The organism is Desulfosporosinus nitroreducens, assembly GCF_023897015.1.
In the GTDB taxonomy this organism is placed as follows: Bacteria; Bacillota; Desulfitobacteriia; order Desulfitobacteriales; family Desulfitobacteriaceae; genus Desulfosporosinus; species Desulfosporosinus nitroreducens.
Genome location: NZ_JAMHFY010000026.1, coordinates 1 through 14,352 on the forward strand (window position 1 = coordinate 1; position 14,352 = coordinate 14,352).

At 41.0% G+C, this 14,352-nt stretch carries 14 protein-coding genes; all 14 read left to right on the plus strand.

The genetic code is table 11. From position 1 onward, the window contains the following. Positions 1 to 369 (plus strand): hypothetical protein (locus tag M8E35_RS21065; protein WP_252472131.1); only part of this gene is annotated, 369 nt, incomplete at its 5' end. A gap of 260 nt (positions 370 to 629) precedes the next feature. Continuing rightward, positions 630 to 1,730 (plus strand): glycosyltransferase family 2 protein, encoded by a 1,101-nt coding sequence (locus tag M8E35_RS21070; RefSeq protein WP_252472133.1) that lies wholly within the window; start codon positions 630 to 632, stop codon positions 1,728 to 1,730. 139 nt (positions 1,731 to 1,869) lie between these two features. Next, a complete protein-coding gene (locus M8E35_RS21075) occupies positions 1,870 to 2,988 on the plus strand; it encodes a tetratricopeptide repeat-containing glycosyltransferase family 2 protein (RefSeq protein WP_252472135.1) in 1,119 nt (372 codons plus the stop codon). Continuing rightward, on the plus strand, positions 2,985 to 4,274 hold the full coding sequence (locus M8E35_RS21080; RefSeq protein ID WP_252472137.1) for a tetratricopeptide repeat protein: 1,290 nt from the start codon (positions 2,985 to 2,987) through the stop codon (positions 4,272 to 4,274). Before M8E35_RS21075 ends, M8E35_RS21080 begins: the two co-directional genes overlap by 4 nt. Before the next feature lie 226 nt (positions 4,275 to 4,500). Next, the gene (locus M8E35_RS21085; protein WP_252472139.1) at positions 4,501 to 5,064 is read left to right on the plus strand and encodes a GNAT family N-acetyltransferase; all 564 of its coding nucleotides are present in this window, start codon (positions 4,501 to 4,503) and stop codon (positions 5,062 to 5,064) included. Further along, positions 5,051 to 6,064 (plus strand): Gfo/Idh/MocA family protein, encoded by a 1,014-nt coding sequence (locus M8E35_RS21090; protein ID WP_252472140.1) that lies wholly within the window; start codon positions 5,051 to 5,053, stop codon positions 6,062 to 6,064. Before M8E35_RS21085 ends, M8E35_RS21090 begins: the two co-directional genes overlap by 14 nt. Next, the gene (locus M8E35_RS21095) at positions 6,061 to 7,359 is read left to right on the plus strand and encodes a DegT/DnrJ/EryC1/StrS family aminotransferase (protein WP_252472142.1); all 1,299 of its coding nucleotides are present in this window, start codon (positions 6,061 to 6,063) and stop codon (positions 7,357 to 7,359) included. The genes M8E35_RS21090 and M8E35_RS21095 overlap by 4 nt, the downstream gene beginning before the upstream one ends. Further along, positions 7,331 to 8,335, plus strand: a complete 1,005-nt coding sequence (locus M8E35_RS21100; RefSeq protein ID WP_252472144.1) for a hypothetical protein — start codon at positions 7,331 to 7,333, stop codon at positions 8,333 to 8,335. Before M8E35_RS21095 ends, M8E35_RS21100 begins: the two co-directional genes overlap by 29 nt. Beyond that, positions 8,325 to 9,062, plus strand: a complete 738-nt coding sequence (locus M8E35_RS21105) for a cytidylyltransferase domain-containing protein (RefSeq protein WP_252472155.1) — start codon at positions 8,325 to 8,327, stop codon at positions 9,060 to 9,062. Before M8E35_RS21100 ends, M8E35_RS21105 begins: the two co-directional genes overlap by 11 nt. A gap of 419 nt (positions 9,063 to 9,481) precedes the next feature. Beyond that, positions 9,482 to 10,474, plus strand: a complete 993-nt coding sequence (gene pseB, locus M8E35_RS21110) for a UDP-N-acetylglucosamine 4,6-dehydratase (inverting) (RefSeq protein ID WP_252472165.1) — start codon at positions 9,482 to 9,484, stop codon at positions 10,472 to 10,474. Then, positions 10,471 to 11,634, plus strand: coding sequence for a UDP-4-amino-4,6-dideoxy-N-acetyl-beta-L-altrosamine transaminase (pseC, locus tag M8E35_RS21115; RefSeq protein ID WP_252472176.1), 1,164 nt, complete (start codon positions 10,471 to 10,473; stop codon positions 11,632 to 11,634). The genes pseB and pseC overlap by 4 nt, the downstream gene beginning before the upstream one ends. A 37-nt stretch (positions 11,635 to 11,671) precedes the next feature. Beyond that, positions 11,672 to 12,295 (plus strand): pseudaminic acid biosynthesis-associated methylase, encoded by a 624-nt coding sequence (locus tag M8E35_RS21120; RefSeq protein ID WP_252472178.1) that lies wholly within the window; start codon positions 11,672 to 11,674, stop codon positions 12,293 to 12,295. A 158-nt stretch (positions 12,296 to 12,453) separates the two neighbouring features. Then, the gene (locus M8E35_RS21125) at positions 12,454 to 13,188 is read left to right on the plus strand and encodes a cytidylyltransferase domain-containing protein (RefSeq protein WP_252472180.1); all 735 of its coding nucleotides are present in this window, start codon (positions 12,454 to 12,456) and stop codon (positions 13,186 to 13,188) included. Between the two features lie 29 nt (positions 13,189 to 13,217). Next, on the plus strand, positions 13,218 to 14,327 hold the full coding sequence (pseG, locus tag M8E35_RS21130) for a UDP-2,4-diacetamido-2,4,6-trideoxy-beta-L-altropyranose hydrolase (RefSeq protein ID WP_252472182.1): 1,110 nt from the start codon (positions 13,218 to 13,220) through the stop codon (positions 14,325 to 14,327). The last annotated feature ends 25 nt before the right edge of the window (positions 14,328 to 14,352 follow it).

The window sequence follows — 14,352 nt, forward strand, 5'->3', positions numbered from 1 at the left end:
CAGGGCATCGAAGGAACGCAAGGTATCCAAGGAACTCAGGGTATCCAAGGAACGCAGGGCATCGAAGGAACGCAAGGCATCCAAGGAACTCAGGGTATCCAAGGAACGCAGGGCATCGAAGGAACGCAGGGCATCCAAGGAACTCAGGGTATCCAAGGAACGCAGGGCATCGAAGGAACGCAGGGCATCCAAGGAACTCAGGGTATCCAAGGAACGCAGGGCATCGAAGGAACGCAGGGCATCCAAGGAACTCAAGGTATCCAAGGAACTCAAGGTATCGAAGGAACGCAGGGTATCCAAGGAACGCAGGGTATCCAAGGAACGCAAGGTATCCAAGGAACGCAAGGTATCCAAGGAACTCCGGGTTAACCCTAGTAGATCCATCCACCCCCCTTACAGCGTTGATCACCAGTAGTCAAGTAACTGGTCAAGCAATATTAACACTTGCAGCTTTGGATAGTATTAATTTCTTTGAGGGTGCCTCAAAAGACTGGTTGGGGTACCCTCCCCTTTGTTTAATCGTAATTATTCGCAATCAGCCTACGCTTACGGTTGAGTAGATAAGTCACTTGAAGTGAGATTGAGTTCGGAATATCTAAAGTAATCCTTGTTATAAAGGAGATGAAAAAATGGAGGATAAGGAAATAAGAATCAGTCTATGTATGATAGTCCGTAACGAAGAGAATACAATTGCAAGATGTCTTGATTCCGTCAAAGGTATTCCTGATGAAATAGTAATTGTTGATACAGGTTCCTCAGATCGTACAAAAGAGATTGTCACAGAATACACTGACAAAATCTTTGATTTTACTTGGATCGATGATTTTGCGGCTGCCCGCAATTTTGCTTTTAGCAAAGCAACCACGGATTATATCCTTTGGCTGGATGCAGATGATGTTTTCGTAGATTCTGATCGTGAGCAGTTTCAGAAGCTGAAGAAAAGTTTAGATCCCTTAATAGATGTCGTCAATATGCCCTATCTTTTAGCATTCGACAAGTTTGGGGCAGTTACTTTTAGTTTAAGAAGAAATCGCTTGGTTAAACGAAGTAAGAACTTCCGTTGGATTGGGGCGGTTCACGAGTATTTGGAGGTGTACGGACAGGTTTTAAACTCTGACATTTGTGTAACACACAAGGGGAAGAGCGGTGATGTTTCTGACCGCAACCTTAAAATATATGAGAAGCGTAAGGCTAAAGGGGAAGCATTTTCCCCACGAGATTTATATTATTACGCCAATGAACTGTTCGATCACCAGCTCAATAATCAGGCGATCGAATATTATCAGAAATTTTTAATGACAGGGCAGGGATGGGTTGAGGATAAAATTTCAGCATGCGGAAAATTGGCGCATTGCTTTCAAAAGCTGGGCGAAAAAGACAAAGAACTAGAATCCACTTTAAAATCTTTTGAATATGCTAACCCGAGGGCTGAGTTTTGTTGTCACTTAGGACATTATTTTCTGCGTGCTGAGCAGTATGAACAGGGCGCATTTTGGTATAAACTGGCTACTCAATTAGAAAAACCTATTGATTCTTGGGGTCCCATGACTGAAGCCTGCTGGACCTGGTTACCCCATTTACAATTGTGTGTTTGCTACGATAAATTAGGAAAATATGAACTGGCTTATGAGCATAATGAGCTAGCCAGGAAGTATCGACCCAAAGACCCCCAGGTTCTTCATAACAAGAAGTATTTGGAGGGTGTATTGGGATTATCATCTAGAGAGTGAATCAGTTTTAGGCGGAGAGGTCTTTTGGCAAAAACCCGAGGGCAGCTATTTATTTTAAAGGTAAATGGGTTTCCATATTCTAACATGCTGAATACGATAGAGTATGGCTAAAACTTAGACTTTGAGGTGATTTGAAACGATGGAGGATAATCCTATAACCATCAGTCTTTGCATGATTGTTCGTAATGAGGAAAACACCATTGCCAGATGTTTAGATTCGGTGAAAGGAATCCCGGATGAAATTATAATCGTTGATACCGGTTCGACTGACAACACGAAAGAGATTGTACGTCTTTACACTGAGCAAATGTATGACTTTGAGTGGATCGATGATTTTGCAGCTGCTCGTAATTTTGCTTTTGATCAAGCAACTATGGATTATATTCTATGGCTCGATGCTGATGATGTTTTATTAGAAGTGGATTCTCGGAAGTTTCTCGATCTGAAGGGGAACTTGGACACACTCATTGACGCTGTAAATATGCCATATGTTCTAAAGCGCGATGAGTTCGGAGTAGTAACGTATAGTTTTGGGAGAAATCGCCTGGTCAAGCGGAGTAAAAACTTTCGCTGGATTGGAACAGTGCATGAATATATGAATGTGTATGGGCAGATTCTGAAGTCGGATATCTGTGTAACCCATACGGGTACGTTTAAAGTCAGCGACCGCAACTTGAAAATATTTGAGAAGAATCAGGCTAAAGGTATGCCCTTTTCTCCGCGAGATTTATATAATTATGGTAATGAATTATTTCATCATCAGTTTTATCATCGCGCGATTGAAGTTTACCAAGAATTTTTAAACGCTGGACAAGGGTCGGTCGAGGATAAAATTTCAGCTTGTGCAAGGCTTACCGATTGCTTTCAGCAGTTAGGAGACAAGGCCAAAGAGCTGGAATGGAATTTGAAATCCTTCGAATATGCCAACCCAAGGGCTGAATTTTGCTGTCGCTTAGGGTTCTATTTCTTGCGTGCTGAGCAATATGAACAGGCAGCTTTTTGGTATGGTTTAGCTACTAAATTAGAAAAACCTGATACTAGGGGGCCCATGCTTGAGGCTTGCTGGACGTGGTTACCCCATTTACAGTTGTGTGTTTGCTACGATCGCTTAGGTAAGCAGGAGTTAGCCTATAAGCATAATGAAATTGCTAGAACGTTTCGTCCGGAAGATCCTCAGATGATTCACAACAAGAAATATTTGGAGCGTACGTTTGGAATAAAGTCAATTGAAACGGAAGTCAGGGGGAATGAATTATGAGCGGAAATTCAATCTACGGATATAATGCAATTATAAGAGAATATGCTGACTACCCGCCGGGGCTACGTCTATTATTTGCCGGTGAACACGGGTGGGGGGCTGCTACGGAACCTAATACTTGCGATTTGCTAACTCAAGAACCCCTAATGTTAGTTTTAAACAGAAGACGTCTACAAGGATGGAAAGAAAAAAGTAGTATTCCTGCAGTTATTATTGGTGCCCCTTTTGTACACTATCGAAAATTAAGACTAATTGAGAAGGATATAGATGCTAATGGTACAGTAGCCTTTCCGACACATGCCACTGAGCTAATGGACGCAGTATTCGATATAGATGAGTATTGTAAGCAGCTGAAAAGTCTCCCGAGCGAGTTTCATCCGATAACGATATGTTTACATGCTGATGATTTAGCAAGAAAGAAGGATGTAATATATAAAAAATACGGGTTTGATATAGTAACTGCCGGGCCAAAGTACGTGCCAGGATTCGAATTTGTACAAAAATTTTATGAAATTCTTAGAACTCACAAATATGCAACGTCAAATCAAGTCGGCTCATATTCTTTTTATGCCGTAGAAATGAATATTCCCTTTTTCATCTTGGGGGAGCCAGTTGATATGCTTAATAGTGGAGATATAACTATGCCCCCTAAATATAGTATTTTAGATCACCCAATGGGTGTTTTTGCTACAGCAATGTTCCAGGGTCCTACGCAAGTCATTAGTGAGGAGCAAAAGAAGTTTGTTGAAGAGGAACTTGGCGTCCATGATTGTCTGTCCGGTCCAGAACTAAGGCAATTGTTGTTAGAAAGCAATAATCGGGCGATTCAAGCATATCAAGAATTTTTGCAGACAGGACAGGGTAAGGTTGAAGAGAAAATTGCTACTTGTCGAAAACTGGTTAATTATTTTCAGAGTTCAGGAGAAAAGGACAAACTACTTCAATATATTTTAAAATCCTTTGAATATGCCATACCAAGGGCGGAGTATTGTTGTCAATTAGGTTATTATTTCCTGAATGCCAAGCAATATGAACAGGGGGTTTTCTGGTATAAATTAGCGACTCAGTTGGAAGAGCCTATAAGTAACTCGATGACCTATATATTGAATATACAGTTGTGTGTTTGCTATGACCGCTTAGGCAAACCTGAGTTGGCCTATAAGCACAATGAGATAGCTAGAAATGCTTGTCCAGGAGATAGCCAGGTTTTGCACAACAAGAAATATTTGGAGCGTATGTTGGGAATAGGATCTCCCGAAAAGAAAGAAATTGTTCAAGAGAAGTGAATGGCATCAAAAACCAAATTGTCCGTTGTAGACATGTATACAATGAAAGAACCCGCATTTAAAAGTGCGGGTTCTCAATTTGGAACCAGCTAGAGTTCTCACGAATACACTAGAAAAGATCCTTTTAAAGTACGAAAATGTGGGAGGTGAATTATGGAGAGGAATATAACGCGCTAATTATAGGCGCGGGAAATATTGGAGCAGGTTTTGATAGGAGGGAACGTCTTTGCATAATCCTTTTTTAGTTGCTAACAGAATTTATATGCGTAGACTCGAAAAAGAAGATCTGGAAGGTAATTACTTTCAATGGCTCAATGATCAAACGATTACTAAATGGATGCGGCATGGTGTGTTTCCCAATAGCTGTGAGTCAATGAACGCTTTTTATGAGAATCTGTCAGGAAGCAAGACGGATATTGTTCTAGCAATTGTATTGAAAGAACAGGACAGGCATATTGGCAATATTGGTCTGCATTCGATCAATTATGTGTTTCGTTCTGCCGATATTGGTATTATTCTTGGCGAGACTGATTGCTGGGGTAAAGGGTACGCAGCTGAGGCTTTCTCAGCAATAGCAGACTATAGTTTTAAAAGGTTGAATTTGAACCGCATAGCTGCGGGAGTCGTGGATGAAAATATTGGCTCAATACGGGCGCTTGAAAAAACGGGCTATAAGAAAGAAGGTATTTTACGCCAGGCTTATTTCTGTGATGGGCAATATCATGACTGTGTGAATTTAAGCTTATTGCATAGTGATTGGCTGGCAGGTAGAGCCCATGAGTCAATATAAAGCGGCAGTTGTCGGATTAGGGCAAATAGGCTTAACGTATGATTTTGACCCTAAAAGGGAAAGCCCTGCTGCGCATGTTTCGGCTTATCATCTAAATCCGTGGGTTGAACTGGTTGCAGCGGCAGATATACGAATTGATCAGGGCCAGGCTTTGCACAAAATAGCACCGACATTACCATTTTACCAGAGTATGGAGGAACTTTTGAAAAATCATTCTCTAGATATTATCAGTGTATGTACGCCACCTGCTCATCATTTGTCGGCCATTCAATATATTATGCAGAATACTGATACCCAAATTATTTTTTGTGAAAAACCTTTAGTTAGTAGTGTTGATGAAGCAAATTTATTGAAACAACAACTCAAGGAAGGGAACTGCCTGCTGATTCCCAATCTTTCTCGTCGTTGGAATAGCGGGATGCAACGTGTTAAAACCCATATTGAAAATAGGCAATATGGTGAGCTACAAAAAATACACGTCAAATATACGAGGGGAATAAAGAATACGGGCTCGCATATTTTTGATTTGTTACATTGGTGGGGTGGACAAATTAGCGAAGTTCAGGCTCTTAAAAAAATAAAAACCTCTGCCGATTATGATGGTGATCCTTCCTATACGTTTGCGTTTCTAATCGATAAAAACATCCTGGGATTTGCCGAAGCCTTTGATGATGAACAATACTATTTATTTGAAATAGATCTGTATTTTTCCAAAGGCAAGATAGAAATACGTAATAGTGGTGATGACGTGTTGTATTACCGAGTAGGTGAACATCATCTTTACACTGGTTTTAAAAGTTTGTATTTAGAGCACTTTGAAAACCAACTTCTGTCAGAATCAAATTTAGGTAATGCTGTTAACCATCTAGTTAATATCCTCGATGATCTGGAATATCCCCTATGTACGGTAGAGCATGGTGTTTATCCTCTATATGTGGCGGAAACTTTAAAACGGTCATTTGACAATCATGGTTCTAAAGAGAGAGTGAGATTACAATGAACAAATTGGCATTATGCGGTGGTATCCCTGTTAGAAAATCAGCTATTCCCTGGGCGAGTACCATGGGCGAAGAGGAAAAAGCCGCCGTTGTGAAGGTTATGGAATCTGGCAATCTCTCAGCCTTTTTGGGCCGGGCCGGGGAGCAATTTTTGGGCGGCCCCAGGATAAAAGAAATAGAGAAGATGTTTGCTGGCAAATTTGGGGCAAAGCATAGCATATCAGTCAACTCGGCTACGACAGCCTTACATACGGCTCTGGCCGCCTGTGAGGTTGGTCCTGGAGATGAAGTGCTGGTTACTCCTTATTCAATGTCTGCCACGGCTAGCGCCATTTTAATGAATAATGCAGTGCCGGTATTTGTAGATATTTGCTCAGAAACTTATAATCTGAATCCTAAAGAGATCGAAAAATGGCTGACCCCACAAACAAAAGCTATTATGGTGACAAATTTATTTGGTTTGCCGGCTAATCTGCCTGAAATCATCAAAATTGCTAAACAGCATGGCCTATATGTGATTGAGGACAATGCTCAGTCGCCTGGCGCTACGATTGATGGGAAGCAGGCAGGAACTTTTGGTGATCTGGGTATATTCAGCCTGAACTATCACAAGGTTATTCATAGTGGTGAAGGCGGGATTATATTAACGGATAGTGACAAGTTAGCCTATCGTTGCCAATTAATTCGCAACCATGGTGAAGTGGCTTTAGACGACCTCAATGACGACGATACAGTGGTTTTGGGATCCAATTATCGGATGACTGAATTACATGCTGCTATCGGGATAGAACAACTCAACAAACTAGATGGGTTTTTAATAAAACGACATGCTTTGGCGGACCAATTATCCAGAGGCTTAAAGCGTTTCTTAGGACTAGAGGGTGTAACCGTGTCTGAAGGGTATGAGCATTCCTACTATGTCTATCCAATTCAATTTAACCAAGATATTTGGACGATAAAACGAGCTGTCTTTGCTGCAGCGATGAAAGCAGAGGGGTTTCCGTTAGGTGAAGGATATGTAAAACCCATCTATTTAATGAAGCTATATCAGCATAAAAGAGTATACAATCAAACTCACTATCCATTTTCATTCATTGATCAGCCTGTTCAAAGTTACCAAAAAGGAATTTGTCCGGTAGCAGAAGAAATGTATGAAGAAAAACTCATTACGGCAGATGTGTGTCGCCTGCCCTATACGGCTGGGGATATTGAGGATTTTTTGACAGCCCTTGAAAAGGTTTGGCAAGGGAAAGAGGAATTGCGGGCCTATGAAAAAAATAATCTTACTTGCTCATGACCCAGGTGGGTATGATGCGCTTTTTTCGGTTGTAGAAAGAATGCAACAGGAGTCTGTGCCGTTGGAATTCTATTGTATAGGGCCGGCGGCAAAACTGAATCCTAGCAATGCTGTTTCCGAATCACGGGTGGTGCAGGAAATCCAATCGATGCTTCTGGAAAAGAAAATGTCGGGTCTAGTCACTGGGACAAGTTGGGGAAATAGGCTGGAATTAAAAGCTATCGCAGCCTGTAAAGAAGTCCAGATCCCGACGATCTCTATTTTAGATTATTGGTCCAATTATCAGGCACGGTTTAAAGATGATTTAGGCAAGTTTATCTATCCGGATACCTATATTGTGATGGATGAACTTGCTGCGCAAGAGGCAAGGCAGGAAGGTGTACCATCAAATATTCTTAAAGTTCTGGGGCATCCTGGCTTAGATAAATACATCTTACAAAGAAAAAAAACAATGTTCTTTGGTAATAAAAAGAAACTATTATTTCTTTCCCAGCCCTTATCTGCTTTGTATGGCCAAGAATTAGGGTATACCGAGCAGCAAGTTCTGGAAGATTGCCTACTGGCGGTACAAGGAAACGACGATTATTCCCTAAGTGTAAAATTTCACCCTAAAGACGATCCTAATTGGAAAGGTCGCTATACGGATATCTCAGAAGATGGCGCATTGTTAGATATTATGACCGAATATGATCTCATAATTGGTATGAATACCATGGGATTGTTGCATGCAGTACTGATGGGGATTCCGGCGATTAGCTATCAACCTAATTTACAGAAACCGGATTTGTGTATTACGAATAAACTTGGTTTCACAAGACTAATTAAGTCATATCAAGAGTTAGAATTTTTATTGAATACTCCTAAAGGGGAAGATCGTAAAAATATTTGCCTGCCGAAGAGCTTCATCTGGTTGGACGGACATTCAACAGACCGAGTCGTGGGATGTATCAAGGAGGTCTTGTTAGATGAACATTAATGCTATAGTAGCTACACGTATGACATCATCCCGATTACCAGGCAAGGTACTCATGGATTTAGCAGGAAAGCCTGCTTTAGTCCGCTTAATTGAACGCTTAAAAAGATCAAACTATATAAGTCAAATCATAATTGCGACAACGACAAACCATACTGATGATGTAGTAGTGGAAACGGCACAATCTCAAGGGGTTTTGTCTTACCGGGGCAGCGAAGAAGATGTTTTGTTACGGACCGTAGAAGCAGCAGAAGCGAATGACACTGATTTTATTGTCCAGATAACCAGTGACTGTCCGCTGATTGATAGTCAAACGATTGACCGAGTCATCGAGCGTATGCTGGAACATCCCTACCTTGATTATGTGGGAAACCAATTGGTCAGGACATTTCCACTCGGCTTTAGTGTGGAAGTTTTCCGGACGAAGGATTTGCGGCAGGTGGAACAGACAATCAATGACCCTGTCGTGCGCGAACATGTTTCCTTGTATTTTTATGAGCAGCCGGAAAGATACTATTTATCGAATGTGGAGGCTTCGCACTTTTTGCATCATCCAGAATACCGTTTAACTCTTGATACGGAGGAAGACTATCATTTAATCAAAACTATTTATGAGACGCTGCATCCTGTCAAGCCTTCTTTTGATTTGTATGATATTATCCGTTATTTGCAGCAAAATGCCGGGGTGCGTTCTATGAATCAGCATGTACAGCAAAAGAGAGCTAGATAGACAGGCAGTTTATAATTGTAAGCGTCAATTGAGCCCTAATCTGGAATTTCAGATTAGGGCTCAATTAATGCTTGCGGTTCTCTGTTCCTTTGGCAGCTAACTTGATGTGAGAGCCCAAGCCTGTTTAACAATATTAACATTATTAGCAAGAGAAGAATTTAGAGATTTATTGGTGGAGGTAAGTGGGATTGAACCGCCGACCTCCTGCTTGCAAGGCAGGTGCTCTCCAACAGCTGAGCTGCACTCCCATGTGTGATATTAGATGACAGAATTCGGATTATCGAAGGTCTTATTCTGACCTCCGGCTTCTGTTTTCTGACCTCTGTTATACGCACACACGCAGAGACGAATGCATAACGTATAATAATCCCCACTTGCGGCGGGGACTCCAGCCTTCTTAGAGGGAAGCGAGGGATCGGATGTTTAGTAACAAATCAATACTAATTACTGGTGGAACAGGTTCATTCGGTAAACAGTATGTAGAAACAATTTTAGAACGCTTTAAACCCAAAAAGGTCATCATATACTCGCGAGATGAGCTTAAACAATTCGAAATGCAACAAACGTTTAACGCTTCAGAAATGCGTTATTTTATTGGGGATGTCAGAGATGCGGAACGACTCAGTCAAGCAATGCGGGGAGTGGATTACGTTATCCATGCAGCTGCGCTGAAACAAGTCCCGGCGGCTGAATATAATCCGATGGAGTGTGTAAAGACAAACATTCATGGAGCCCAAAATGTTATTAAAGCGGCCATTGAAAATGAAGTGGAGAAAGTTATCGCCTTGTCGACAGATAAAGCAGCTAATCCCATCAATTTATATGGAGCTACCAAACTTGTATCTGACAAGTTATTTGTTGCGGCTAACAATATGGCTGGAGGACATGTGACGCGATTTTCTGTTGTTAGGTATGGAAACGTTGTAGGCTCGCGAGGTTCAGTAGTTCCATTCTTTGAGAAATTAATAGCGGAAGGTGCAAAGGAAATCCCAATTACCGATCCGAGGATGTCCAGGTTCTGGATCAGTCTAAAGGATGGAGTTAACTTTGTTTTGAGCAACTTCGAAAGAATGCATGGAGGGGAGGTATTCGTTCCCAAAATTCCTTCTATGAGAATTACTGACCTCGCCGAAGCCATTGCTCCAGGAATGCCTATCAAAGTAATTGGTATTAGACCAGGAGAGAAGCTGCATGAGATTATGGTTCCGGCAGATGACTCTCATTTGACACTAGAATTTGAGAATCATTATGTAATAAAGCCAGCCATCAGATTTGCTCATCCTGTAGATTATTCGATCGATGTTACAGGAAAAAAGGGAATCCTCGTCAAGCAAGGGTTTGAATACAATTCTGGAACGAACTTAGATTTCCTGACCGTCGAACAGCTAAGGGAGATGAATCAACGATCATGAAAACAATCCCTTATGGAAGACAAGATATTAGTGAAGAGGATGTATTAGCTGTCCAAGAGGTATTGAGTTCCGATTGGTTAACCCAAGGACCTGCTATTGAGCAGTTTGAAAAAATAGTTGCTGATTATTGTGGGGCTAAGTACGCTCTTGCAGTAACAAGCGCTACTGCAGCATTACACATTGGCTGTTTAGCATTGGATTTGGGTTTTAGTGATGTTCTGTGGACCACACCTAATACGTTTGTGGCCTCTGCCAATTGTGGGCGCTATTGTGGAGCAAACGTGGATTTTGTGGATATCGATCCTTTGACTTATAACATGAGTGTTACTGCATTGGAAGAAAAGCTGGAGTTTGCCAAGCGAAATGGAGAGCTACCTAAGGTATTAGTTCCTGTTCATTTTGGTGGACAGTCGTGCGAAATGGAACGAATAGCTGAGTTGTCCAAGATTTATGGCTTTAAGATTATTGAGGATGCTTCTCACGCCTTAGGAGGAAGTTATAAAGCTACCAAAGTGGGTTCCTGTGAATACTCAGAGATGACAGTTTTTAGTTTTCACCCCGTTAAAATTATTACGACTGGTGAAGGTGGAATGATCCTTACAAATCAAAGAGAGCTATATGAGAGGCTTGTCCGATTGCGTTCCCATGGAATTACCCGTGATTACGACCTTGTGCAGGGGAATTCTGATGGCTCATGGCATTATCAGCAAATTGAACTAGGCTATAATTATCGAATGACTGACATCCAAGCTACATTGGGAGTTAGTCAAATGGTGCGGTTAAATAAATTTGTGGAGAGACGAAATAAGTTAGCAGAGCGTTATGATAAGGCACTAAAAGACTTACCACTCTTTTTACCTTGGCTAAGCCCTAATGTTTATTCTGCTTACCATTTGTATGTTATTCAACTTAAATTAGATGTGCTGGTTAAATCCCGTAAAGCAGTATTCGATGAATTAAGAAGTGCGGGAATTAATGTGAATGTCCACTATATTCCTGTTCACACCCAACCTTACTATCAAAAGCTGGGCTTTAATGAAGGAGACTTTCCACAGGCTGAGAAGTATTATGCAGGGGCGATAACACTGCCATTATATTATGGGTTGACTGAGGATGATCAGGATTATGCCATAAATAAGCTAAAAGAGGTTGTAAGTTAATTCTTATTTGCTATGAATAAATTATGGAGGAGTATTCATGAAAGAATACAAAACTGAGCAGGAAATATTTTGGACTGGTCAATTTGGTGATGAGTATATTAAGAGAAATGACAATGAAACACTCATTGCTAGTAATATAGCAATGTTTTCTAAAATACTAGATGGTATTAATTATATTGAGTCAGTTATTGAATTTGGAGCTAATATCGGTTTGAATTTGAAAGCTATAAAAAGTCTTCTTCCAAAAATTGAACTATCTGCTATTGAAATTAATCAAAAAGCAGTATCAGAGTTGCAACAATTAGGGGAAATAATAAATATATATCATAAATCAATTCTAGATTTTATACCTGAATATAAGCGGGATTTTGTTTTAATTAAAGGTGTCTTAATTCATTTAGATCCAACTTGTCTTCAAGATGTATACGATAAACTCTATCAGACAAGTAATCGCTATATTTGTATTGCAGAATATTATAACCCAGTTCCAGTAGAAGTTTCTTATCGAGGACATCAGGGAAAACTTTTTAAAAGGGATTATGCCGGAGAAATGCTCGATAAATTTATGGATTTACGTTTAATAAAATACGGTTTTATCTATCATAGAGACCCTTCTTTTCCTCAAGGTGATATAACTTGGTTTCTATTGGAGAAAAAGTAAATTATGATAGTTTATCCAATCGTAAGACTCCCACTTCTACAAGTGGGAGTGGGCCCCCGTACTCTGCCTCAATATGTGAGTTAAAACTTTCGGCTTGTGTTTAAATTCACAATGTTTTCAATGATAAACATTCGAAATTAAACGGGGAGTTTTTGAAGATGAAGGTTGGAATTATTGTTCAGGCTCGGATGACCTCAACACGTTTACCGGGAAAGGTGCTTTTGCCTGTGATGGGCAAACCACTTTTAGAGTATCAGATAGAAAGGCTGCGGCGGGTTCGTCGTGCGGACGATATTATCGTCGCGACAACGACGAATGACAAGGATCAGCCGATTGTAGATTTAGCTGATAGGTTGGGTACTAAGGTCTTTCGAGGATCAGAAGAGGATGTGCTCTCTCGGTACTTCGGTGCGGCGAAGGAAAATGATTTAGATGTCGTTGTGCGTATCACTTCAGATTGTCCGCTTATTGATCCGGCGGTAGTTGACGATGTTATAGGTGCATATTTAGAGAACGTGGAAAACTGTGACTATGTTTCAAATTGCCTGAATAGAACGTTTCCTAGAGGTATGGATACCGAGGTCTTCCCGTTCTGTCTCCTAGAAAAGGTTCATTTAGAAGTAGAAGAGCAGACATACCGTGAACACGTCACTCCGTATATCTATGAAGATGGCCAGAGATTTCGTCTATTGAACCTTGATTTTCAATGTGATGAAAGCCATCAACGGTGGACTGTAGACACTCTAGAGGACTTTAGGCTTATAGAGCATATCTTAGAAACACTATATCCGATAAATCCCTTATTCGAATTAGAAGATATCTTGGTTCTAATGAATGCCCATCCGAACTGGTTTGAGATCAATTCGCAAATTGAGCAGAAGAAGTTACGGTAGAATCTAGCATCATATGAGAAAAAGAGCTGATGATGTTGTTAATAGTTATCCGTGCAGATGCCTCGCAATTTATCGGCAGTGGACATATTATGCGCTGTCTGACGTTAGCAGCACGATTGAGGGTGCAGGGTGCTGAAATAAGTTTCGTCTGCCAAGATCTCCCCGGTAATCTGTCCGAATATATTCGAAGTCAGGGTTATGAGGTGCATCTTCTTCCCGGTGATGAAGCCTGTGACCTATTATTGAAAAGACCTGAGCAAGCATGGCTGGAAACCGCGTGGAAATCAGATGCAGAGCAGACAATGGGAGTTCTAAAGAAGTATGGTAGAACGATTGATTGGTTAATCGTAGATCATTATGGTTTTGATCATCATTGGCAGTCGTGTTTGAGGGGGACAGTATGCCAAATTATGGTGATTGATGATTTGGCCAACCGGCATCATGACTGTGATGTCTTGTTGGATCAGAATTACTACCACAATGCGGCGGATCGTTATCACGGATTGATTCCTAAGAACTGCTCTTTATTTCTTGGCCCCCACTATCTTTTGTTAAGAGATGAATTTTACAAAGCCCAGAAAGGCATGAGAATCAGGACGGGCGAGGTTTCCAACATCCTCGTGTTTTATGGGGGAGCTGATACCACGAATGAGACTGAAAAGTGTCTGACAGGATTAAGTGATTACATCAGCTCAAAGTTAGAGATTAATGTGGTAACCGGTCAGTCTAATTCAAACAAAGAAAGAATCAAGCAAATTTGCTCTTCAAGGCAGAACCTATATTACCATTGTCAAGTTTTAAATATAGCTGAACTTATGAACAAAGCGGACTTAGCCTATGGAGCGGGGGGCTCTACCACGTGGGAAAGGTGTTTTCTGGGTCTGCCTTCCATTGTAACTGTAACTGCGGTGAACCAAATAGAAACAACTCAGGCAGTGTCTGATCTGGGTGCGATCTGGAATCTTGGGTGGTACGAGGAGGTAAATACTGCCTCGGTAGCTAGAGTTGCAAAGAGATTATTTATGGAACCCAGGAAAATAGTAGCCATGCAAGAAAGAGCTCTTAAGTTAATGGAAGTTAAAGGCTCCGCAGGTATTGAGCAGTTGGTCGAGCTTATATTTCAGGGAAGAGTGGATTAAGCAAGGTGAATTTGAATTATTGAGG

What these genes read in the sequence shown, in the direction of transcription:
- M8E35_RS21100 (WP_252472144.1), top strand. Translation starts at nt 7,331, where the DNA reads ATGAAAAAAATAATCTTACTTGCTCATGACCCAGGTGGGTATGATGCG.
- pseC (WP_252472176.1), top strand. Translation starts at nt 10,471, where the DNA reads ATGAAAACAATCCCTTATGGAAGACAAGATATTAGTGAAGAGGATGTA.
- M8E35_RS21070 (WP_252472133.1), top strand. Translation starts at nt 630, where the DNA reads ATGGAGGATAAGGAAATAAGAATCAGTCTATGTATGATAGTCCGTAAC.
- M8E35_RS21090 (WP_252472140.1), top strand. Translation starts at nt 5,051, where the DNA reads ATGAGTCAATATAAAGCGGCAGTTGTCGGATTAGGGCAAATAGGCTTA.
- M8E35_RS21120 (WP_252472178.1), top strand. Translation starts at nt 11,672, where the DNA reads ATGAAAGAATACAAAACTGAGCAGGAAATATTTTGGACTGGTCAATTT.
- M8E35_RS21075 (WP_252472135.1), top strand. Translation starts at nt 1,870, where the DNA reads ATGGAGGATAATCCTATAACCATCAGTCTTTGCATGATTGTTCGTAAT.
- M8E35_RS21095 (WP_252472142.1), top strand. Translation starts at nt 6,061, where the DNA reads ATGAACAAATTGGCATTATGCGGTGGTATCCCTGTTAGAAAATCAGCT.
- pseG (WP_252472182.1), top strand. Translation starts at nt 13,218, where the DNA reads ATGATGTTGTTAATAGTTATCCGTGCAGATGCCTCGCAATTTATCGGC.
- pseB (WP_252472165.1), top strand. Translation starts at nt 9,482, where the DNA reads ATGTTTAGTAACAAATCAATACTAATTACTGGTGGAACAGGTTCATTC.
- M8E35_RS21080 (WP_252472137.1), top strand. Translation starts at nt 2,985, where the DNA reads ATGAGCGGAAATTCAATCTACGGATATAATGCAATTATAAGAGAATAT.
- M8E35_RS21105 (WP_252472155.1), top strand. Translation starts at nt 8,325, where the DNA reads ATGAACATTAATGCTATAGTAGCTACACGTATGACATCATCCCGATTA.
- M8E35_RS21125 (WP_252472180.1), top strand. Translation starts at nt 12,454, where the DNA reads ATGAAGGTTGGAATTATTGTTCAGGCTCGGATGACCTCAACACGTTTA.